This is a genomic window from Arthrobacter sp. zg-Y844 (genome assembly GCF_024385465.1).
GTDB lineage: Bacteria > Actinomycetota > Actinomycetes > Actinomycetales > Micrococcaceae > Arthrobacter_B.
In genome coordinates this window covers 168681-189784 of record NZ_JANFLS010000005.1, presented here as the reverse complement: position 1 = coordinate 189784, position 21104 = coordinate 168681, and the positions used below count along the sequence as shown (strand labels likewise).

The 21104-nt window shown below is 65.9% G+C and carries 18 protein-coding genes; 8 read left to right on the top strand and 10 right to left on the bottom strand.

The window, feature by feature from the left end; translation table 11 throughout:
- Nucleotides 1-43: 43 nt before the first annotated feature.
- From NNX35_RS15665 to NNX35_RS15650, 4 genes are all read right to left on the bottom strand, one after another.
- Nucleotides 44-343 (bottom strand): hypothetical protein, encoded by a 300-nt coding sequence (locus NNX35_RS15665; RefSeq protein ID WP_255767348.1) that lies wholly within the window; start codon nt 341-343, stop codon nt 44-46.
- Between the two features lie 10 nt (nt 344-353).
- Entirely contained in the window at nt 354-623 is a 270-nt protein-coding gene (locus tag NNX35_RS15660; protein ID WP_255868273.1) for a YciI family protein, read from the bottom strand.
- Between the two features lie 301 nt (nt 624-924).
- Nucleotides 925-1590: an SDR family NAD(P)-dependent oxidoreductase gene (locus tag NNX35_RS15655; RefSeq protein WP_255863638.1), complete on the bottom strand. Its 666-nt coding sequence runs from the start codon at nt 1588-1590 to the stop codon at nt 925-927.
- 129 nt (nt 1591-1719) lie between these two features.
- A complete protein-coding gene (locus NNX35_RS15650) occupies nt 1720-3207 on the bottom strand; it encodes an MFS transporter (protein WP_255863639.1) in 1488 nt (495 codons plus the stop codon).
- Between the two features lie 55 nt (nt 3208-3262).
- Between NNX35_RS15650 and NNX35_RS15645 the strand changes: the two genes are divergently transcribed.
- A complete protein-coding gene (locus NNX35_RS15645) occupies nt 3263-3853 on the top strand; it encodes a TetR/AcrR family transcriptional regulator (protein ID WP_255868272.1) in 591 nt (196 codons plus the stop codon).
- Here NNX35_RS15645 and NNX35_RS15640 read toward each other — a convergent pair.
- Genes NNX35_RS15640 through NNX35_RS15630 form a run of 3 tightly spaced genes read right to left on the bottom strand, consistent with a single transcriptional unit; the run spans nt 3850 to nt 7616 of the window.
- A complete protein-coding gene (locus NNX35_RS15640; RefSeq protein ID WP_255868271.1) occupies nt 3850-5961 on the bottom strand; it encodes an NAD(P)/FAD-dependent oxidoreductase in 2112 nt (703 codons plus the stop codon). The genes NNX35_RS15645 and NNX35_RS15640 overlap by 4 nt on opposite strands.
- Before the next feature lie 50 nt (nt 5962-6011).
- Nucleotides 6012-7268, bottom strand: a complete 1257-nt coding sequence (gene fmdA / locus NNX35_RS15635; RefSeq protein WP_255868270.1) for a formamidase — start codon at nt 7266-7268, stop codon at nt 6012-6014.
- A 39-nt stretch (nt 7269-7307) separates the two neighbouring features.
- Nucleotides 7308-7616, bottom strand: a complete 309-nt coding sequence (locus NNX35_RS15630; RefSeq protein WP_255868269.1) for a zinc ribbon domain-containing protein — start codon at nt 7614-7616, stop codon at nt 7308-7310.
- A gap of 399 nt (nt 7617-8015) precedes the next feature.
- On the opposite strand from NNX35_RS15630, the gene NNX35_RS15625 reads away from it, so the two are divergent.
- On the top strand, nt 8016-9950 hold the full coding sequence (locus NNX35_RS15625) for a BCCT family transporter (protein ID WP_255868268.1): 1935 nt from the start codon (nt 8016-8018) through the stop codon (nt 9948-9950).
- A 75-nt stretch (nt 9951-10025) separates the two neighbouring features.
- On the opposite strand, the gene NNX35_RS15620 is transcribed toward NNX35_RS15625, so the two are convergent.
- Nucleotides 10026-11054 carry an isopenicillin N synthase family oxygenase gene (locus NNX35_RS15620; protein ID WP_255868267.1) on the bottom strand — a complete coding sequence of 343 codons (1029 nt, stop codon included), beginning with the start codon at nt 11052-11054 and terminating at the stop codon, nt 10026-10028.
- Nucleotides 11055-11213: 159 nt separating this feature from the next.
- Here NNX35_RS15620 and NNX35_RS15615 point away from each other — a divergent pair, with 159 nt between their 5' ends.
- Complete coding sequence (locus tag NNX35_RS15615; protein WP_308219754.1) at nt 11214-11726, top strand: glutathione peroxidase; 513 nt, start codon at nt 11214-11216, stop codon at nt 11724-11726.
- Nucleotides 11727-11747: 21 nt separating this feature from the next.
- Here the strand turns inward: NNX35_RS15615 and NNX35_RS15610 are convergent, their stop codons facing one another.
- A complete protein-coding gene (locus NNX35_RS15610) occupies nt 11748-12647 on the bottom strand; it encodes a hypothetical protein (protein ID WP_255767358.1) in 900 nt (299 codons plus the stop codon).
- A 139-nt stretch (nt 12648-12786) separates the two neighbouring features.
- Here NNX35_RS15610 and NNX35_RS15605 point away from each other — a divergent pair, with 139 nt between their 5' ends.
- Genes NNX35_RS15605 through NNX35_RS15595 form a run of 3 tightly spaced genes read left to right on the top strand, consistent with a single transcriptional unit; the run spans nt 12787 to nt 14505 of the window.
- Complete coding sequence (locus NNX35_RS15605) at nt 12787-13086, top strand: type II toxin-antitoxin system VapB family antitoxin (protein WP_227904874.1); 300 nt, start codon at nt 12787-12789, stop codon at nt 13084-13086.
- The gene (locus NNX35_RS15600) at nt 13079-13756 is read left to right on the top strand and encodes a LytR C-terminal domain-containing protein (RefSeq protein WP_255767359.1); all 678 of its coding nucleotides are present in this window, start codon (nt 13079-13081) and stop codon (nt 13754-13756) included. Before NNX35_RS15605 ends, NNX35_RS15600 begins: the two co-directional genes overlap by 8 nt.
- Before the next feature lie 59 nt (nt 13757-13815).
- On the top strand, nt 13816-14505 hold the full coding sequence (locus tag NNX35_RS15595; protein ID WP_255868266.1) for a 4'-phosphopantetheinyl transferase superfamily protein: 690 nt from the start codon (nt 13816-13818) through the stop codon (nt 14503-14505).
- On the opposite strand, the gene NNX35_RS15590 is transcribed toward NNX35_RS15595, so the two are convergent.
- Nucleotides 14502-15647 (bottom strand): heparan-alpha-glucosaminide N-acetyltransferase domain-containing protein, encoded by a 1146-nt coding sequence (locus tag NNX35_RS15590; RefSeq protein ID WP_255868265.1) that lies wholly within the window; start codon nt 15645-15647, stop codon nt 14502-14504. The genes NNX35_RS15595 and NNX35_RS15590 overlap by 4 nt on opposite strands.
- 566 nt (nt 15648-16213) lie before the next feature.
- Here NNX35_RS15590 and NNX35_RS15585 point away from each other — a divergent pair.
- The gene (locus NNX35_RS15585; RefSeq protein WP_255868264.1) at nt 16214-20128 is read left to right on the top strand and encodes a Pls/PosA family non-ribosomal peptide synthetase; all 3915 of its coding nucleotides are present in this window, start codon (nt 16214-16216) and stop codon (nt 20126-20128) included.
- A complete protein-coding gene (gene dapA, locus NNX35_RS15580) occupies nt 20125-21093 on the top strand; it encodes a 4-hydroxy-tetrahydrodipicolinate synthase (RefSeq protein WP_255767363.1) in 969 nt (322 codons plus the stop codon). The genes NNX35_RS15585 and dapA overlap by 4 nt, the downstream gene beginning before the upstream one ends.
- Nucleotides 21094-21104: the final 11 nt, after the last annotated feature.

Below are 21104 nucleotides of genomic sequence, written 5' to 3'. Positions count from 1 at the left end.
GACGAATTGTCGAGATCTACGGCGGACCGGGCTGTAGGGGCTGCTAACGCTCCGTGCCCTGCATTGGCTCCGGTGGAACGGGTCCCGTCATGACGCTGCCGGACTCGTGCACCCACCTGCCGCGGCCGACTTCCGGGCAGGTGGCGCGCAGGTTCGTTTGTAGGGTCGAGGAGTCCGTGGTGTGCATGCCACGGAGCAACTTGAACAGGTCTACACCGAACTCCAGGCGTCCGTCCCGCCAATAGGCGTCGTAGCGGATTGCGCGCACCGGCCGGTGCAGCCACTTCGACGGGCGGATGAATGCCGTTGCGCGAAAGGCAACTGGGCGCTCGAAGTTCTCCATAAAGGAATAATCACATATTCGCGATCGGGCGCAGTTCGACGGTTTCGCCGGGGGAGGCGAACCGGGCCAGGATTTCCTCCGCACGCTGCGGGGTACCGGCCTGGATGAAGAACATCCCGGCGAGATGTTCCCCGGGTGCAGCATACGGTCCGCTGCTGATGACCGGCCCCTCTTCCCGGCGGACCAGTTGCGCGCCAGCCGGATCCCCCAGTGCCTCACCGCCGAGAAGCTCCCCGCTCTCCTGCAGCTCGGTGAGGAACGAATCGAATTCGGTGTCCATCCGCTGCCGCTCGGACTTCGGTAAGGATTGGAACGCAGGCAAGTAGTTCCCCGTTGGGTGGCCCCATGGCTGAGGGTTCGAATAAACGAGGATCGCGTATTTCATGGCAGCCGGTCCGTTCTGCGATGTGAGGGTTCGAGTTTCCGCGAGACTGTCGCACCTGCGCGGTACAGGCAACACTGAATACACCGAAAACGCTGCTCCGGACAGAGAAAGAGGCCCGGTTGCCCGGGCCTCTTTCTGAAGTGCCGTGATCAAGTTCGCCGGCGGGGCGGCTCACTCGATTGATCACTCACGCTGATCAGTCCGCGCTGATCTGGCGGCGGAAGGTGTCCCGACGGGTGTGGAGGTCCCAAAGGACACCGGCGAGAACGTCGGGATCCTTTTCCGGATCACCCTCGATGATGCGGCCGCCGATGATGAGCTGCGATACGTGGATGCCCTCCTCGCCGAGGACCTCGTTGAGGAGCTGCGCGTAAGCGGCCTGGCCGGCGAACGCCACCGAGGTTCCGGTGACACCGCGTCCGGGCTTCACTGCTGATCCGCCGTTGACGAAGAGGATGGTGCCTCGGTTTTCACCAAGGAACCGCATTCCGGGCAGCACCTGGTGGACTGCGGCCACCGGCCCGTAGATGGAGAACTCAACAGGACCCCGGAGGTCCGCTACGGTCGTCTCAAGGACGGGCCGCATGAAGTCTTTCTGCGGAAGGGGGCTGTACTGCAGCACCTCGACCGGGCCGAGGGTTTCGGCCGCAGCCTCGAGGGCAGCGGCGATCGATTCCGGATTGCGGACGTCGGCGGCGAAGCCCCGGGCCGGAATTCCGGCCTTGCCGAGGTCTTCGGCAAGGGCGTCCACCTTGGCCTGGCTTCGGGAGATCAGCGCAACGGAGAATCCCTCTGCGCCGAAACGTCGTGCCACGGCGGCACCCAGGCCGCGTCCTGCACCAATGATCGCGATAGTAGTCATGGGGAAGCTAACTGGGTGGGGTGCCGAATAATTCCGGAGGTTTCCTGCCCGGCACGTGCTCCGGGCGTATAAAAAAGAACCGGTCCCGCTTTCGCGGGACCGGTTCCGGTCATCAGAGGTGGGACCGCCTTAGCCGACGGGGGCTACCTCGGGAACCTTCAGCAGGTCCTCCTTGGACGGGCGGATCATGAAGTAGCCGATCGGGGCGGCAAGGAAGAGTGCGACGCCGGCCCAGACGAACGCGGTGGAGTAACCGTTCACCAGCGCTTCGAGTTCTGCGGCAGGCTGGCCGCCGTTGCTGCTCAGGTAGGAAGTGATGCCGGCCGTGTAGACGGCCGTGAACAGTGCGGTGCCGATGGACCCGCCGATCTGCTGGGTGGCCGATACAGCGGCGCTGGCCACGCCGGCGTCGTGCTCGTCAATGCCGGCCAGGGCCACGTTCTGCAGCGGCACGAAGATCATCGCGAGGCCGAAGCCCAGCAGCGCCAGTCCGGGGAGGACCTCCAGGGCGTAGTTCCCCTCGACCGTGATGAAGGAGAGCCAGATCAGGCCGGCAGCGCCGACGATCGGCCCCACGGTCATGGGCAGGCGGACGCCGGTGCGCGGCAGGAACTTGGACAGGACGCCGGCGCCGACGGTGATGGCGATGGTCATGGGCAGCGACGCAAGGCCGGACTTCAGCGGCGAGTAGCCCAGGACAATCTGGAAGTAGAAGATCAGGAACAGGATGCCGCCCAGCAGGGCAGCGCCGGTCAGCGTGGAGGTCAGGAACGCGCCGCCGCGGACCTTGTTGGTCAGCACGCGCAGGGGCAGCAGCGGGTTGGAAACGCGGCTTTCCACGAACACGAACAGCGCCAGGATCAGCACGCCGGCGGCAAGGAAGGCAATGGTTTCAACACGTGCCCAGCCGTTTTCGGCCTGGGAGAATCCGTACACGAGCGAAGCCAGTCCGGCCACCACGAGAACGGCGCCCGGCAGGTCGTAGCGGGTGTTGCCGTGGGCCTTGCTCTCCCGGATCAGCGGCAGGGCGGCGGCCATGGCGACAATCGCAATCGGCACGTTGACCAGCAGGCACCAGTTCCAGCTGGCGTACTGCGTCAGGACGCCGCCAAGCAGCAGGCCGATGGCCGCGCCGCCGCCGCCGATGGCACCGTACACGGCGAAGGCCTTGATGCGGTCCTTGCCCGAGGGGAAGGTGATGGTCAGGATGGCGAGCGACGCCGGTGCCAGCAGTGCGGCGAAGGCGCCCTGCAGGCCGCGGGCAGCCAGGAGCATTTCGGTGCTTTCCGCAAAACCGCCGATAGCGGAGGCCACGGCAAAGCCGGCCATTCCCACCATGAACGTGCGCTTGCGGCCCCAGTAATCGGCGATGCGTCCGCCGAGCAGCAGCAGCGAGCCGAAGGCCAGTGCGTAGATCGTGACCACCCAGGTGCGGTCGCCGTCGGACATGCCCAGTTCGCGCTGCGCGTCCGGCAGGGCGATGTTCACGATGGTGCCGTCCAGGACCACCATCAGCTGGGCCAGCGCCAGGACGGCCAGCAGCAGCCAGCGGTGCGGATGTGCCGAGTGGTCGACGGCGGCGGCCCGGGGCAGGCCGGAAGGGGTGGTGCGGTCCATGAAGGGGAAATCCTAATCAAACGAACTGGTTGGTTGGCTTAGCTAGACTACAGGTATGAGAACCGACGGCGAAGCCACGCGGGCCAGGATCCTGGCTGCAGCACGAAAAGAGTTTGCACAGTATGGGCTGGCCGGTGCCCGTGTTGACCGTATTGCGGAAGAGGCACGCGCCAGCAAGGAACGCCTTTATGCGTATTTCGGCGGGAAGAATGCGTTGTTCGCCGCAGTGCTGGCGACGAACCTGCAGGAGACCACGGACCAGGTTCCGCGGGATGCGCTGGATCTTCCCGGGTTCGTCGGCGCCCTTTACGACCACTCGGTGGAGCACCCCGAGCATCTGCGCATGCTGGACTGGGCCCGGCTCGAGGGGGCGCCGGAAGTGCTGGCCCCCAGCAGCCGCCCGGGGCCGACATCAGCCGATATTTCCGCCGCCCAGGCGCAGGGGATCATAGATCCTGCCTGGAATCCGGATGACCTGATGACCCTGCTTTTTTCGATGGCCACCGCATGGGCGCAGTCCCCGGAACTGCTCTACACCGGCAGGGCCGAGGATTCCGACGCCGCCCGCGAACGACGCCGGCAGGCCGCCATCACAGCGGCCTGCCGGCTTCTCGCGCCTCCGAAGGAGAAGGCAATACCGGCCTAGAGTTCGGTGCTCACCTTCCAGGATGAGTGGATGGCGCCGTGGATGTAGTTGACCTCCCCGGCGTCGCCGACGACGTCGCAGCTGATGTCCGCGGCCCGCAGTTCGTCCGCCAGCGGTGAGGCCGACGTCGTGCCGTCCGCGTAGACCACCATGTCCGCAGGGGCGGAGAAGCTCTCCCCGCCCACGGTCCACTCGACACTCTTCTCGGTGATGCGGGTGATCGAGGCGTTGCGGTGGATCTTCACGCCGTGCTTTTCGGATTCCTTCACGGCGGTCCAGCGGCGCGGCATGGCCAGCGGCAGGCCGAGCTGCTGCTTTTCATGCAGCAGCGTGACGCGGCGGCCGCGCTCGGCAAGGAACTCGGACAGCTCCAGGCCCACGAGGGAGCCGCCGATCACCACGACGTCCTTGCCCATCGGCAGCCAGACCTTGGTGAACTGGCGGACAAACTCCGGGCTCTTGGTCACGCCGGAGAGGCGGCCGAGCTTGCCCAGGGTGCTCAGCACGGCGCCGGCTTCCTCAGCGGTGGCGGTGCCGAGCATCATGGCCCGCAGCGTGTCGCCGGTCTGCACGATCGGCAGGTCGCCGCCGGGGAAGTCCGGCTTGGGCCGGACGGCGCCGGTGGCCACGATCACGTGGTCGGGGTGCAGGGCCCGGATGGATTCCACCGTGGCCTTGGTGTTCAGCTTCACCGCAATGTTCAGGCGCCGAATCTCGGACTTGAACCACTTCAGCAGCCGTTCGTTGTCCGGGGTGGTCATGGTGGAGAACCACATGGTCCCGCCGAGGCGGTCCGACTTGTCCACCACGGTGACCCGGTGGCCGCGCTCGGTCAGGACGCGGGCGCTTTCCAGGCCCGCGGGGCCGGCGCCGACAACCACTACGTGCTTGGTCGCGGACGCAGGCTTCAGCGGCAGCAGCGCCTCGTTGCCCAGTGCGGGGTTGACCGCGCAGAACGGGGTGTCGTCGAAGAAGTTCTCCGCGACGCAGAGGTAGCAGTTGATGCAGGGGCGGACCTGGTCGAACTTGCCGTCGCGCAGCTTGTTCGGCAGTTCCGGGTCGGCCAGCAGCTGGCGTCCCATGGCGGCGAAGTCGATCTGTCCGGCGGCCAGCGCCTTCTCGGACACCTCCGGCAGCATCCGGCCGACGGCGATCACCGGAACACTGACGTGGTTCTTGATCTCCGCGGCGTTCTTCAGGTAGGCACCCACCTTGTTGGGCAGCGGGCCGTCGGTGAAGTTGTCGAACGGGTTACGCCCCCAGCCGGTGACGTGGATGGCGTCAGCGCCGGCCTTTTCGAACAGCTTGGAGGCCTCGATCGCCTCGTCGAGGGTCAGGCCACCCTCCTGCCCGTATTCTTCACCGGCCACACGGACCAGGACGGCCAGGCGATCGCCCACCCGTTCCTTGACCGCACCGATGACCTCGCAGGCCAGCCGGGCCCGGTTTTCCAGGGAGCCGCCGTATTCATCCGTGCGCAGGTTGTCCCGCTGGTTAAGGAAGACGCCGAGGATGTAGCCGTGCGCCACGTGGATCTCGATGGCGTCGGCGTCGGCTTTGGCGACGCGTTCGGCGGCGTCGGCCCAGGTGGAGACCAGCCAGGAAATGTCCTCGGCGGTCATCTCGCGGTAGGCGGTCTTCTTGCCGGCGGTGGCGGCGCCCATCTTGCCGAGCTCTTCACGGGTGCTGTCCGCCAGGGCGGACATGTCATAGGAGTAGTCCGGTTGGTTGGGCGCGAGCACCGGACGGTCATTGGCGACGTCCACGCGGGCAACCTTGCCGTGGTGCGTGGACTGGATGCAGAGCTTGCTGCCGGCGGCGTGGACGGCATCGGCCAGCGCCTTGAGACCGGGAATGTACTTGTCATCCGACAGTCCCGGCTCCTTCATGGACGCCGCTCCGTGCGGGAACGCGATGGCGCAGGCACCGGTGATGATCAGTCCGGCGCCTCCCGCGGCACGGGCCACGTAGTGGTCGATTTCAGGCTGTTCAATCTCGCCGTGCTCGGAGACGTTCATGTCCATCGCCGGCAGGACGATGCGGTTGTGCGTTTCCATGGGGCCCATGCGCCCCGGGGCCATGAGGTGCGGGAAGTTTTTGGTATTCACAGGGGTATTTTAGCCCGGTTGTGTACACCGTAAACGCACGGCCCCGCGGCTCAAGTGCGGCTTGCCCGCGGCGCTCCGATCCCCGGGTCAATCCGGAACGGTCCGGCCGCCGACGGGCGGACATCGAAGTCGAAAATGGACGTCGGAATGTACACGGTGGAACACGAATTGGGGATGTCCACCACTCCGGACAGCCGGCCCTCGATCGGTGCGGCGCCCAGCAGCAGGTAGGCCTGTTCCGGGCTGTAACCGAACTTCGTCAGGTAGTCGATCGCGTGCAGGCAGGCCCGCTGGTAGGACAGGTGCGAGTCGAGGTAACGCTGCTCGCCGTCGAGCGTCACCGAGGTGCCGGAGAACGCGATCCACTCGCTGAACTGAGGATCCACGTTGCCCGGCATAAAGACCGCGTTTTCGGAGACGCCGTAGGTCTCCATGCCGCCCTTAATTAGGTCCACCTTCAGATCGATGAACCCGCCCATTTCAATCGCGCCGCAGAAGGTGATTTCGCCGTCGCCCTGGGAGAAGTGCAGGTCACCCACCGAGAGGTTCGCGCCGTCCACAAACACGGGATAGAAAATCCGGCTCCCCTTGGACAGGTTCTTGATGTCCTGGTTTCCACCGTTCTCCCGCGGCGGCGCCGTGCGGGCAGCTTCCGCGCCCACCCGCTCCCACTGGTCCCGGGGCAGGCCCCCGAGCACGGCGTGTTCGGCCTCCGGCGGCAGCGCGAGCGGCGGCACCCGGTGCGGGTCGGTGGCAATCAGGTCGCCTTCCCGCCGGTTCCACTTGGCGAGCAGGTCCGACGACGGCGCGGTCCCCATCAGTCCGGGATGGATCAGGCCGGTAAAGGAGACGCCGGGAACGTGCCGCGACGTGGCGGTCTGGCCCGTGAAATCCCAGACGGCCTTGTAGGCGTCGGGGAACTGCTCGGTGAGGAACCCGCCGCCGTTCTCGCGGGCGAAAATCCCGGTGTAACCCCAGCCCTGTCCCGCCAGCGGGCCGGTATCTTCCTGCGGAATGGGGCCGACGTCGAGGATGTCCACCACGAGCAGGTCGCCGGGACGCGCCCCTTCCACGGCAAACGGGCCGCTGAGTTTATGCACGGTCAGCAGGGGAGCGTTGAGGATGTCCTCGGCGGAATCGTCGTTGACGATGGCGCCGTCGAACCACTCGCGGCAGTCCACCCGAAAGGCCTCACCGGGCTTGAGTACCGCGACGGGCGGTATTTCGGGATGCCACCGGTTGTGCCCCAGCTTTTCCTGGTCCTCGAACTTCCGGGACGAATCAAGGGGAAAGACGGTCTTGGGCATGGCTTCTCCTCTAACTGGGGCGGTCTCTTGCGCGGAGTTTTAGTCGGGGCGGGGCAGCTTTCGGTGGAGCGGATTGGTGGTCATATTGCCGGCCGGACGGGTGCCGGGGACGGGGGAGCGGACGACGGCGGGCTCCGACGCCGAGCGCTGCGTGGACTCGATCAGGCGGTAAGCGGTGGAGGAAGCGCGGGAGAGATTGGGCGCGGTGAAGCGACGCCGGGCGGGAGCCCCGCAGGCGGGGCAGGGGAGGGAAGAAGGGGCGGAGCCCATGGCGAGCTGGACCTCGAAATCGGCGCAGATTAACCCGGCTGAACCGCCGGCAACGCAGCGATAGGCGTAGAGCGGCATGTCGAAAGCCTTTCGATCACCGAGGGAGCGTCCTGGAATGGAAATGGCAGTGCCGCTCCGGCTTGCCCGACAGCCTAGGGACGGGGCGGGAGCGAGTCAACGGTAGGTGAGTGATGGCGATATTCGGTCGGTTGGAATTGTTTTCCGCAAATTATCGGAAGAAACTATAAAGGGATATAATTATCGGGACTTTTGCTATTTCTATCAATTGCATCGGTGAGTAAAATGCAATACTTCCGGGGCGCAGGGCTCTCCGCGGAGCATGGTTCGAGCGCTTTCGCTCGATTGGTCCTGCCGCGGTATTAGTGCTATGCGGGCGGTTCTGCGACCGACTGGGAGGGCGCTGGTGGAATCCAAGATTTACTGTAATTGGCGTTTTATACCCTAAAGTTTAGCGTTATGAATTCCGAATCTTCACCCCCAGCGCACGTCGCAGGCACCACCGACGGTTCAAGCGTGGCCGGGTCGCCGATGCGCAAACCCGCCGGCCGCCCAGTTGAACGTGTGAAAAAGGCGCTGCGTACTGCTGCTTCCGCCCCGGCGCTTAGCCTCCATCCCGGGCTGGTTCCGGGCATCAGCGTTGAGGACACCGGGGTCAGCTATCCGACCCGGCGAAGCGTGTTCATTCTTGCCATGGCCATCTCTCTCGCCGTTCTGGCGTGGGCGATTTTTGCGCCCAGCAACCTCAGTTCCGTGGGCACCGGCATACAGGGCTGGGTGGTTGTGCATTTCGGCTGGCTGTTTAACGCCACCATGGTTGCCGCCGCGATCTTCATGCTGGTGGTCGGCTTCGGGCCGACCGGCAAGATCCGGCTGGGGGCCGACGACAGCACGCCGGAGTACTCCACGACGTCCTGGATCTCCATGCTGTTCGCCGCTGGTCTGGGCATCGCGCTGATCTTCTACGGGCCGATGGAACCGCTCAGCCATTTCCTCTCCCCACCGCCCTCGACTGATGCCGAGGCCGGCACCTCCGCCGCCATCCTGCCGGCCATGTCGACCACCTTCCTGCACCAGGCCAGTCTCGCCTGGGTCATCTACGCCCTGGTGGGCGGCGCCCTGGCCTACGCCTCGTTCCGGCGCGGCCGGCTGCCGCTGATTTCGTCGCTGTTCGAACCGGTCTTCCCCGACGGCAACAACCGGGTGCTGGGAAAGATCATCGACGTTTCCGCCGTGCTGGTGACACTGTTCGGCACCGCGACCTCGCTGGGCATCGGCGCGCTCCAGATCCGCACCGGAGTCTCGATCATCACGGGCCAGGAGCTGGGCAACGGCTTCGTCGTCGTCGCGATCAGCCTCCTGACGGTTGTCTTCACCATCTCCGCGGTCGCCGGCATCAAGAAGGGCATCCGGCTGCTCTCCAACCTCAACATGACCCTGGTCATTCTGCTGACGCTCTTTGTCCTGCTGGCCGGGCCGACGTTCTTCCTGCTCGATCTGCTGCCGGCCTCGCTCATCGCGTTTGTCGGCAACATGCCGGACATGCTGACCGTCTTCGCCGGCCAGGGCGCCGAGCAGGAGGCCTTCCTGACCGGCTGGACCACCCTGTACTGGGCCTGGTGGATCTCCTGGTCGCCGTTCGTGGGAATGTTCATCGCCAAGATCTCCAAGGGCCGCACCCTGCGCCAGTTCGTCACCGTCGTCGTTTTCGTTCCCATGACCATCTCCGTCTGCTGGTACACGGTCTTCGGCGGCACCGCCATCTGGATGAACCAGAACGGGCTTGAGCTGACCATGAAGGGCTCCGGAGAGAACGTTATGTTCGATCTGCTGGCCAACCTGCCGTTCAGTTCCGTGACGGCCATCGTGTGCATGCTCGCGATTGTGGTCTTCTTCGTCACCGCTGCGGACTCGGCCGCCAACGTCATGGGCTCGATGTCCCAGTCGGGCCGGCCCGTACCCTCGAAATCGGTGACCATCATCTGGTCGGCGGCACTCGGGCTGATCGCCCTGTTCCTGCTGCTGGCCGGGGGCCAGAACGCCCTTTCGGGACTCCAGGCCATCATGGTGACCTGCGCCCTGCCGTTCACCGTCATCCTCGTCGGCGTGATGGTCTCCTGGGCCAAGGACCTGCGCAACGACCCGCTGATGATCCGGCGCCGGTATGCGCTGGAGGCCATCAGCGGCGGCGTGCGCCGCGGCATCGACGAGCACGGAGACGACTTCGTCTTCGGCACCGCGCACGTGCCGGAAGCCGAAGGCGCCGGCGCCGACTTCGAGAGCGACGACCCCGCCCTCACCGAGTGGTACACGGACAACGTGCAGGACCCGGACGTCGTGGAGGGCCCGGAGGAGGAGCCTTCGGGCAAGGTGAAGGCCGGCGCCGTCGACTAGCGCTCCTGCCGAACTGAAAGCGGACGCGGGAACCACATGGTTCCCGCGTCCGCTGCCGTCGGGCTGAGCCGCCCCTTACTTCCCCGCAAGCTCCGGATGGTGCAGCTTGGCCACCTGCGGGTGCGCCCGCAGCCAGCCCTTCAGGACGTTCGCGCCGTAGGAAGCCAGCATGGGGTTGTCCGGATCATCGGAAATGCCGCGGGACTGCGCAGCCAGCTCGGCGGGAAGCTGCACCGGGTTGATCACCGTGTCCAGCCGCGGCGACCAGAAGAACGGAATGGCGTACCGGTCCACGCCGGGAGCGGGCGCCAGGACACGGTGGATGGTCGCGGAGAGGTAGCCCTGGGTGGCCACCTCGAGCATTTCGCCCAGGTTCACCACCAGCGCGCCGGGGATGGGCTCCACCGGAAGCCAGGTGTCGGACTCGTGCGGCTTTACTTCCAGGCCGCCCACCGAATCCTGCAGCAGCAGCGTGATGAAGCCGTAGTCGGCATGCGCGCCGACGCCCTGGGTGCCGGCTTCCTTCACGACGCCGCCCACGTAGTGGATGAGCTTGGCCATCCAGGCGGGAGTGTCCTCGAAGGGTTCGGTGAAGTGGTCCTCGGGCAGTTCCAGGGACACCGCGATAGCGCTGAGCAGCTCCGCACCCACCCAGCTCATCGCCTCGGCCCAGTCCATGGCGGTGGAGCGCAGTTCGGGCAGCACCTCGTCCGGGAACTGGTTGGGGCCCTGGACCAGCCAGTACGGCTGGTCCGCAGGATAGTCCGTCACGGGTGCGCGTTCCGGGCCGAAGTCCACCTGCTCGCGGGCGTCCGGGCGGCCCTTGGTGATTTCGGTGCCGAGCCGGGTGTAGCCGCGGAAGTGCGGGGAATTACGGTTGTCCAGGGCCAACCGGTCCTCAAGCGGCAGGTTGAAGAACCGCTTCGTGACATCGAACAGTTCCTCGACCCGGGCCTGGGCGGCACCGTAGCCGACCAGCTGGAAGAACCCGATCCGGTGCGTGGCATCGCGCAGCTGATCGATGAATTGGGGATTGAAGGAGCCGTCGGCATTGCGTGCCGTGCTCAGGTCCAGGACGGGAATTGACTCGGGAATCACACTCATAGCGGCAAGCTATCACCGGGTATGTCAAGTTCGAACCGAATATTACGAAGTGCTATGAATCACGTCCCGGTGTTTCGTTCGGCAGGCACCGGAGGCGGGAATTCGGTATTGCGGCGGGAATGGGATGCAATGGAAGCAGGCCAATCGAAAGGGAGCTCCGTGGAGACCAACGCCGTGAACGACAACTTGTACGACATTCCCCTCACCATGCTGGACGGCACCGAAACCACCTTCGGAGAACTGTTCCGCGGTAAGGCCGTGCTGGTGGTGAACGTTGCCTCGCGCTGCGGGTTCACCGCCCAGTACGAGGGACTGCAGGCCCTCTACGAAACGTATGAGCACCGGAACTTCAGCATCCTCGGCGTGCCCAGCAACTCCTTCGCCGGGCAGGAACCGGGCACCAACGAAGAAATCGCCGAGTTCTGCTCGCGGAACTTCGGCGTCACCTTCCCGCTGACCGCCAAGGCCGATGTCAACGGACCGAACCGGCACCCGCTCTACGCAGCCCTGACCCGGTTCCATGACGGCGAGCTGGGCGACGACATCGGCTGGAACTTCGAGAAGTTCCTCATCACAGACAGCGGCGAGATTGTGGGCCGCTTCGCGTCCGCCGTCGCCCCCGGGGCACCCGAAATCCAGCAATCCGTCGAAGCGGTACTGCGCCTGGAGTAGGGCTTCGGCGCCGGGGGAGTGCTAGGCGACGACGGCGTCGTCCCCCGCTTCCCCGGCAGCCATTGCCACCCAGCGTTCAAAGTAGGCCGCGCCGGCGTCGTCGTGAATCAGGGACCCGGCCGTCAGCACCGGATAGGGCGTGGACGGGACACCGTCCGCCGGCCGCACGTCCACGTGCGCGACGTCGTACCCCAGCGCGTGCAGTTCGTCAGCCATGGCGTAATCGGTGCGGGAATCCCCGACTGTCCGCCAGACGTGCGGAACCGGCGTGCCGTCCGCTTCGAGCAGGGACAGTGCGCGCCGTGCACCCAGGTCCTTGCCCACCCCCATGGCTTCAATGTCGGTGGAGATGATGGTGGGATCAATCCGGAAAGCGACGGCTCCGCGGGCGTCCGGAATGGCATGTTCCAATCGCCGGCCGCCCAGTCCGGCCAGGGACATCTGTTCCAGGGCGTCGGCGTCGAAGCGGCGCTGGTCCGTGAGGTAATCCGAGTTGTCCACCTGTACGTGCTGCTCCACGGAGACCATGGCCAGCTTGGTTTCGTCGAAGAACATGGTCTCGGAGTACTTGGCGGCCACCAGGTCGCGGATGGCCTCGGCGTAGTCGCCGGGGACCTTCAATTCCGGGTCCACCTGGGGCTGGTCTGATCCGGTCCCGTCGAAGGAGAACCAGACGGCGCCCTTTTCACACACGGCGTGCAGCCGCACCCCTTCCGGCAGCCCGGCGGCCATCATCGGCTGCATGACCTGCTCGCGGATGAAGGCGTCGGACCGGCCCGTATTGAAGATGACCGGCCAGCCTGCGGATGCCAGGGTAACCAGGTCCCGGATGATGGCGGGACGGACGCTCCGGGAGACAGGGCTGGCCACGGGGCCGTCGACGTCGAGCAGGAGACCGATTCGGGGAGCAGAGGTGTTCACCTTCCCAGTATCCCGTGTCTACTGTCCGGACCGCATTTTCGTGTCTGGGGGGTAAACAGCGGCCTAATCGGGGCTTTTGGGGACGGCGCGCCCGAGCACCGCTGTTTCTTTGGGTGCGGATGTTATCTACTCTGTACTAGTGATCTTCAAAGCTGTTGGCGACGTACGCCCCTACCCTGACCATGGATACGTAACACCGAAGGACTGGGCAGCGGTACCTCCCCGGCAGGTTCGCCTGGATGAACTGGTGACCACGAAGGCCACACTGGACCTTGGCGCGCTGCTGGCCGAGGATTCCACCTTTTTCGGAGACCTGTTCCCGCACGTCGTCCAATGGAAGGGCACCATGTACCTTGAAGACGGATTGCACCGGGCCGTAAGGACGGCATTGCACCAGCGGACCATACTGCACGCACGCGTGCTGGTCCTCGATGACTAAGGAGCCCCTTGAGGGGCGGCACCGCGGCAACCCGGCGAGGAACGATCCAAGGGAATGGCACGGGCACCGGATCATCACCGGCGGCGACCTCGGCGCGGTATTTGCACCGACCGACGAACCGGAGCTGGTCCGGCGCGCGAGACGGCGCCGCCGGCTGCATAATTCAGTGGTCGGGATCCTGGCGTTGTTCCTGGTGGCCGCGGTGATCCTGGCGCAGGGATTGATTTCGGGGTGGGTACGGCTGCCCGTGGCAGCACCCAGTACCTCTGCGGGTCCGGTGGACGAATGTCCGGCCGGGCCTTTTCCGTATCTGGACCCCGCCACCGTGACGGTCAATGTCTACAACGCGACGGCGTCGCCGGGCCTGGGCGGAACCGTCGGAGACGCCCTGAATGAGCGCGGCTTCCGGGTGGACCGGGTAGGCAACAGCAGCGTGAACCGTTCCGGCATGACCGCGCTGGTGCTTTCCGGCCCCTCCGGGGCCGCCGCTGCCTACACGCTGCAGCAGCACATTCCCGGCACGGACTACGTTATGGACGAGCGGACGGACGCATCGGTGGACGTGGTGATCGGCTCCGGATTCCAGGAACTTCTCCCGGCGGAACAGGCCGTGGCAGCGGGCCCGGGTGCCCTGAGCTGTCCAGGCACTTCGACGCCGGACGGACAGTAACCGCGGTGGGCCTGCCGCACAGTGAAACACACACGTTTCCACCCCGGCAGGAACCGGGAGTGCTGCGGCTGGCCGTACGGCCGCTGGACACGGTGGACCTTCGGGCAGCGGACAGCTTGGGCGCCGCCGTACGCGCACGGGCGGAGGGGTTCCATCACGAGGAGGACCGCCGTCGTTTCCTGGCCGGACGGCTGGCCGCCCGGTCCTTCGTGGCAGCGTACCTGCACGCACCCGAGGATGCGGTGAGCGCAGCGGCGCACTGTCCCGACTGCCTGCACGGCAATGACGGAAGCCACGGGGAGCCGCGCTATTTCATTGCGGGCGGGCCAATCCCGTTCAAGGTCAGTTTCAGCCGTTCCGGGAACTGGCTCGCGGCGGCGCTCGCCGAGACGCGTGTGGGAGTGGATTTGGAAGACGCAGCCGCACGGGCTTTCGCGGATACGGCGGTCGAGGACGTCATGGCCACCGATACGGAAAAGGCGGCCATCGCCGCCGTCCCGGTTCCGAACCGCCCCCGCCTGCGGGCGCAGATCTGGGTACGCAAGGAAGCCCTGCTGAAGGCCTCCGGGCACGGGCTGCGAGTTGATCCCCGCAGTGTGGAAACGGATTTCGGCGAACGGGGGCGCGGAAACGGCGTCGGGTTCACCGGGCTGCGCGCGTACGACGTCGAGCCGGAGGAGTTGGGGCTGCCCGCCTCCTTTGCGCTGTCCTACGCCGTGGACGCGGGTAAGGCGGACGGGTTGGCTTAGCGGCCCCGCTTGGCGGAACGGGTGTCCGGGTGCCGCCGAAGGACGGAGTCCCGCGCGGAAGCGGCGCCACGGGAGACGAGTTTCTCCAACGGCCCCTGTTTCCCCGCACGCTGCCAGATCACCGCGAAGATTACGAATGCGATGATCTGAAGCCAGAGAGAGAATTCCGGGAGGTCGGCCAGTGCCCCGGTGCCGAGGAAAAGCAGATGGGTGCAGTACAGGGTAAGCGTCATCCGGCCGGGCGCGGACAGGAGAAGCAACGCCTTGCCCGCAAAGCGTGCGACCAGCAGCATGGCGCCGAGCACGCCCGTGGCAACTCCCATGGTGTGCAGCAGGTCGAATGGTGTGGTGCTGTGCGGTGCGGCGATGGACAGCCACCACCAGGAGCTGGTGGGAAGGTACCCGTCGGTGCCCCACACCAGGATGCCCTGGAGATCGTCGGAACCTAGATACGGTTCCGATGCCAGCAACCGGTCAAACCCGGGACCGGCGAGCAAGAGCCGGGAGCCGAACCAGGCAGCCGCGGCAAGTGCCGCGCCTGACCCCAGCAGCACCAGCTGCACTCTGGTCCGGTCCAGGCTCATCCTGCCGATAGCGAGCCCGGCGGCAATGTAGGCCAGCCATGGAATGGCAGGGTAGGTTCCTGTCAGCAAAAGCTGGCTCGCCAAGACGCCGGGTTCAGTGACCACAGTGGAGAACGTGGGGTCGTACCCGGGCGCAGGGAGGTAATCCCGCAGGCCCTGCATCAGGGCCGGCCCCAGCAGCGCGAACCCCGCCGCGGCGATGAACAGCGTCCGGGTGGATACCCCCAGCAGCGGAACTGCCAGCAGGAACATGGCGCCGTAGTACGCCAGGATGATGAAGGCGTCCATGTCCACATAGGCGATGGCCAGGCCAAGGGCGGTGACCAGTCCCGCTCTTGCCGCCAGGCTCCACCGGGCCGCAGCCAGGAAGTGTCCCCCTTCCGTCCGGGCTTTTCGGGTGGTGAAGGCCAAGGTCACCCCGGCCAGAAGGGCAAAGAGCGCGGCCGCCTTGCCGGCGAACAGCAGCCACGTCAGCGTCGGCTCGACGTCTTCGTCCGCGGCAGGCAGGACATGGATCGCCATCATCCCGAAAAGCGCCAGCCCGCGCGCAGCGTCCACTCCTGACAGCCTGGGCCTCGATGTAGCTACGGAAGACATGCTTTGGATCCCATCGGCAGGTGTTGTCCAGCGCCCCTGTCGAGTGCCGGGGTGGACCACACAACCAACGGCATCTGTCCGTAACCTATCGGAAACCTAAGCGCAGGCTGTGAAGCACCGGAAGCGGTTTTTACCTGTGCCCTGGTTGCCCGTCCTGACGCGGGACGCCCATGGAACGAAATTCAGTTCGGGTAGTGGTCCGAGTAGCCGCGGAGGTGGGGAAGTAATTAACCCCGTACCGAATGGACTCCTGCGTGCCCGCGGTACTCATGTGAACCCGCCGTCATTTTCCTAGTCTTCCCTGCATCGCCCCGGCCGTCGCCGGGCTCAGGTTGTGGTCCCTCGACCACGGATATGAGATGTACCAGCAGGGAGAACTGCTTTCTATGAACACGCCCGAAAACCCGCAAGCCGTGGCGACAGGACCATTAGCCATCCGGCACCCGGCCGCCTCCGGCAGCAAGACCGCACCACCCCTTCCGCAAAGGGAACCATCAGTAGCAAGCCCCGGTCACGTTCCCGCAGGATTGGCGGTACTTCACGGGGGCCGCACACCGGAGCAGCGGACACTGGTCGATATCATCACCGAAACGGTCTCCGCCTATCCGGGCGCACCCGCCATCGATGACGGAACCGTCTCCTTGACCTACGCCGAACTTGAGCTCCGTGTGCAGGACCTCGCGAAACGGCTGTGGGCCGGCGGCATCGGTGCAGGAGACCGGGTGGGAATCTATGTCCCCTCCGGTTCCGTGGACCTGTACATAGCTATTCTCGGGGTGCTGTACTCCGGGGCCGCCTACGTCCCGGTGGATACGGACGAACCGGCCGGCCGTGCCGAAACGGTGTGGGCCGAAGGCGGAGTCTGCGCGGTAATTGAAGCAGGGTTGGAGCTGAACCTTCTCCAGGGCGTCCCCAGCGGCGGACACAGCCCCCAACCGCACCCCGAAGACGATGCGTGGATCATCTTCACTTCCGGTTCCACGGGTAAGCCCAAGGGCGTGGCCGTCACCCACCGCTCCGCGGCTGCCCTGGTGGATGCCGAATCTTCGCTCTACTGCGCCGGTGCGCCGCTTTCCCCAGGGGACCGGGTCCTGGCCGGGCTGTCCGTCAGCTTTGACGCCTCATGCGAGGAGATGTGGCTGGCGTGGGCCCACGGTGCGTGCCTGGTTCCGGCGCCTCGATCCGTGGTGCGGTCCGGAGCCGACCTCGGCCCCTGGCTCGTTGAACGGAGGATCACTGCCGTTTCAACAGTGCCCACCCTTGCCGCGCACTGGTCCACCGAGACCCTTGACCGCGTGCGGCTGCTGATTTTCGGCGGAGAAGCCTGCCCGGAGGACCTGGTCCGGCGTCTGGCAGCCCCCGGGCGGGAGGTCTGGAACACCTACGGCCCCACTGAAACCACGGTGATAGCCTGCGGCGCGCTTTTAGACGGACAGTCCACCGTCCGGATTGGCCTGCCGCTGAACGGCTGGAGCCTCGCCGTCATCGGCGAAGACGGGAACCCCGTGCGCTGGGGGGAAGTGGGCGAACTGGTCATCGGCGGTGTAGGGGTTTCGCGGTACCTCGATCCGAAAAAGGACGCCGAGAAATTCACCCCGCTTCCCGCCCTCGGATGGGAGCGGGCCTACTACAGCGGAGACCATGTCCGTGCAGACCAAGAGGGCCTCGTCTTCGTGGGGCGAGTGGATGAGCAGATCAAACTGGGCGGCCGGCGGGTTGAACTCGGCGAGATTGACGATGCCCTAAGCCGGCTGCCGGGCGTGGCCGCGGCTTCAGCCGCCGTCCATTCCACCCAGTCCGGAAACCAGGTGCTGGCTGGATACCTGGTCCCGGCGGCCGGCGCCACCCTGGACCTTGGCGCCGCGCGGGCCCAACTGGCACAGAACCTGCCGGCATCCATCGTCCCGTCGCTGGGGATCGTCGATGAGCTGCCGATGAAGGCCTCGGGGAAAGTCGACCGCAAGGCCCTGCCCTGGCCCCTGCCTGTGATGGAAACCCCCACCGACGTCCGGGTGGAGCTCAACGCCGATCTGCGTTGGCTGGGCCAGCGGTGGACCGATCTGCTGGGCCCGCTGCCGCTGACCGAGGAAAGCGATTTCTTTGCCCTGGGCGGAGCCAGCCTGGCCGCCGCCCAATTGGTCTCTGCACTGCGGGAACGTTACCCGAAGGTCTCGGTCGCCGATATCTACGAGCACCCGACGCTGATCACGATGTCCGAGCACTTGGCGTCGCTGCGCGATTCAACCCTGGACGTCCGCGAAACCCCCGAATCGCCCTGGTGGCTGGGGCTGGTCCAGGCGCCGCTGATCGTGGCGCTCTACGGGATTACGGGCCTGCGGTACGTCACCGGCATCGCCGTCGTATGCATGGTGATGTTCCATGTCGTGGGCAGCCCCTGGACCCCGGATCCACCCGTGGTTCCCACCCTTGCGGCCTGGCTGGCCTTGTACAGCCTGCCGGCACGGATGATCGCCGCGGTGGTGTCGTCCAGGTTGCTGCTCCTGGGGATCGGCCCCGGCATTTATCGGCGCGGCGGCAGCACCCACCTGAGGCTGTGGGCAGCGGAGCGGATAGTGACGTACTGCAAGCTCGAACCCATCATGGGATCCCCGCTCGGCACATGGTATGCCCGCCAGCTGGGCTGCAACATCGGCGAAGGCGTGCACCTTGACGCCATGCCGCCCGTTACCGGTTTTGCGTCGATCGGCGACCGGACTTCGATCGAATACGAAGTAGACCTGGCGGGCCACTGGATCGAAGGCGGGCAGCTCCACATCGGCAGGATCCAGATCGGTGAAGACGTACGGATCGGTGCACGGTCCACGCTGATGGGCGGGGCGAAAGTGGGCCGCGGAGCCGAAACGGAACCGGGCACCCTGGTCTCCGGCGAAATCCCCGCCTATGAGCTCTGGGCAGGATCCCAGATGCGGAAGACCGGCAGCGCCGGGGCGGGATGGCCCGAGGAAGCAGCGCCTGCCGCTGAATCCCGAAGCGTGCGGCTGCTCTACCCGGCGTCCCTGGCCGGCATCGCGTTGTTGAATCTCCTTTCCATAGCACCCGGATCCGCCCTGATGCTGTGGTTGCTGAACGGTGTTTCCTCTTTCACCGATGCGTTGTGGATCCTGGCCGTCTGGGCACCGGTCTTCGTGGTGATTTCCATGCTGATGTTCCTCGCGCTCACCGCCGCCGTGGTCCGCGGTACCGCCCACCTGATGCCGCCGGGCATGCACCCGGCGGACGGCATGACAGGCTGGGCGTCCTGGTTGAGCAACCTGATGCTTAGCCGGTCGCTGATTACGATGTATCCGATCTATGCCAGCGTGCTCACGCCGGTGTGGATGCGGCTCCTGGGCGCGAAGGTCGGCCGGCACGTGGAAATCTCCACTATGGAAACCGTGCCGCACCTGACGCGGCTGGAGGACCGGACCTTCCTGGCGGACCATTCCATGATGTCGGCGCGGCGGGTGCGGCAGGGATGGCTGCACCTCGGTCCCGCGAGTGTCGCGGAACAATCCTTCGTCGGGAACTCGGCGATCGTGGGGCCGGACACACATGTGCCGGGGAACTCCCTGATCGCGGTACTTTCTTCGGCTCCCGGGAATATGCCGGCGGGTACGTCCTGGTTCGGGCGTCCGGCGGTTGAGCTTCCGCGGCCGGTGCAGGTGGGGGACACCGCACGGACCTACGATCCTCCCCGACGCCTGCTGGTTGCCCGAAGCGCAGTTGAAGCCTGCAGGATCCTGCCGGCGGTGATCACGGCCTGGCTGGCCCTGCTGACCGTGTGGGCGTTGGCCGGACTGTATGACACCTTCGGGTTCCTCACGGCCGTCCTGTGGTCCGGTCCGGTCCTCCTGCTGAGCGGGATCGCCGCAGCGCTCATCGCCGTCATGGCGAAGTGGCTGCTGGTGGGCCGTTTCGAAACTTCGGAGTACCCGCTGTGGAGTTCCTTTGTCTGGCGGAACGAGCTGGCGGACGTGTTTTCGGAATCCCTCGCCGTTCCCGGATTGGTGCGGATGAGTCTGGGCACCCCGATGCTCAACGCCTGGCTGCGCTGGATGGGGGCGCGGATCGGCCGCAGCGTTTGGTGCGAAACCTGGTGGCTACCGGAATTCGACCTGATACAGGTGGGCGACGGAGCGAGCATCAACCGCGGCACAGTACTGCAGACCCATCTTTTCCATGACCGGATCATGCGCCTGGACGAAGTAACGCTGGGTGACGGTTCCACGCTGGGACCAAACAGCATCGTGCTGCCGGGCAGCGCCATCGAAGTGGGCGGCACCGTTGGTGGCTGCTCGTTGGTGATGCGCGGGGAAAGCGTCCCCACGAACAGCGCCTGGTGCGGGAACCCGTTGGCACATTGGGGCCAGAGCCGCCCCACGGAACGCCGTGCCCGCCACCGTAAATCGATCGAGTACAAAACTGTAGGAGCAGGATTATGAGTACATCTACGGACAACGCAGGGACAACGGTCTCCCGGCGGTTCGGCACCGTGCTGACCGCAATGGTCACGCCCATGGACGAACGCGGCCAACTGGACCAGACCGGCGCCGAGGAGCTGGCCCGATGGCTGCTGCGGACCGGCTGGAATGACGGCGTGGTGGTCAACGGCACCACCGGGGAGTCCTTCGCAACCTCGGACTGGGAAAAAGCGTCGATGATCCATTCCGCCAAGCGGGTCACCGCGGGCACCGAGCGGCGGGTTATCGCCGGAGTGGGCTCCACCGACACACGGCACAGCATCGAGCTGGCTCGGGCCGCGGCCGAACAGAAGGCAGACGGGCTGCTGGTGGTTGCCCCGTACTATTCACGCCCCACGCAAAAAGGCCTGCTGCGCCACTTCGAAGCCATTGCCGACAGCACCGACCTGCCGGTGATGCTCTACGACATCCCTGCCCGCACCGGCGTCGCAATCGCCCCCGAAACCTTGGTGGCGGCCGGCCGCCATCCGAACATCGTTGCGGTGAAGGACGCCAAGGGGGATCTCGTATCCTCATCCTGGGTCATGAAGCACAGCGAGCTGGTCTATTACTCGGGTGATGACGCATTGAATCTGCCCCTGATGTCCGTTGGTGCCGTCGGCGTCGTTTCGGTGGTCGGACACGTCGCCGCTGACCGGCTGCGTGCCCTGACAGTCGCGTACCGGCAGGGCCGGGTGGATGACGCGCTGCGGATTCACCGTGACCTGCTGCCGATCTACACCGGTATGTTCCGGTGCCCCGGCGCGGCATCGGCCAAGGCAGCGCTTCGGAAACTGGGGCTGCCCGCCGGCCCCGTCAGGGGGCCGCTGACGGACCTGAGCGAAGAGGAGACCGAACTGCTTGTGGCGGACCTCGCCGCCGCGGGATTGCCGACTACGCTTGCGCCCGCCCCCGCACTCCCCGAAACTCTGGCACGGGCGCATTGAACAAAGGGGGA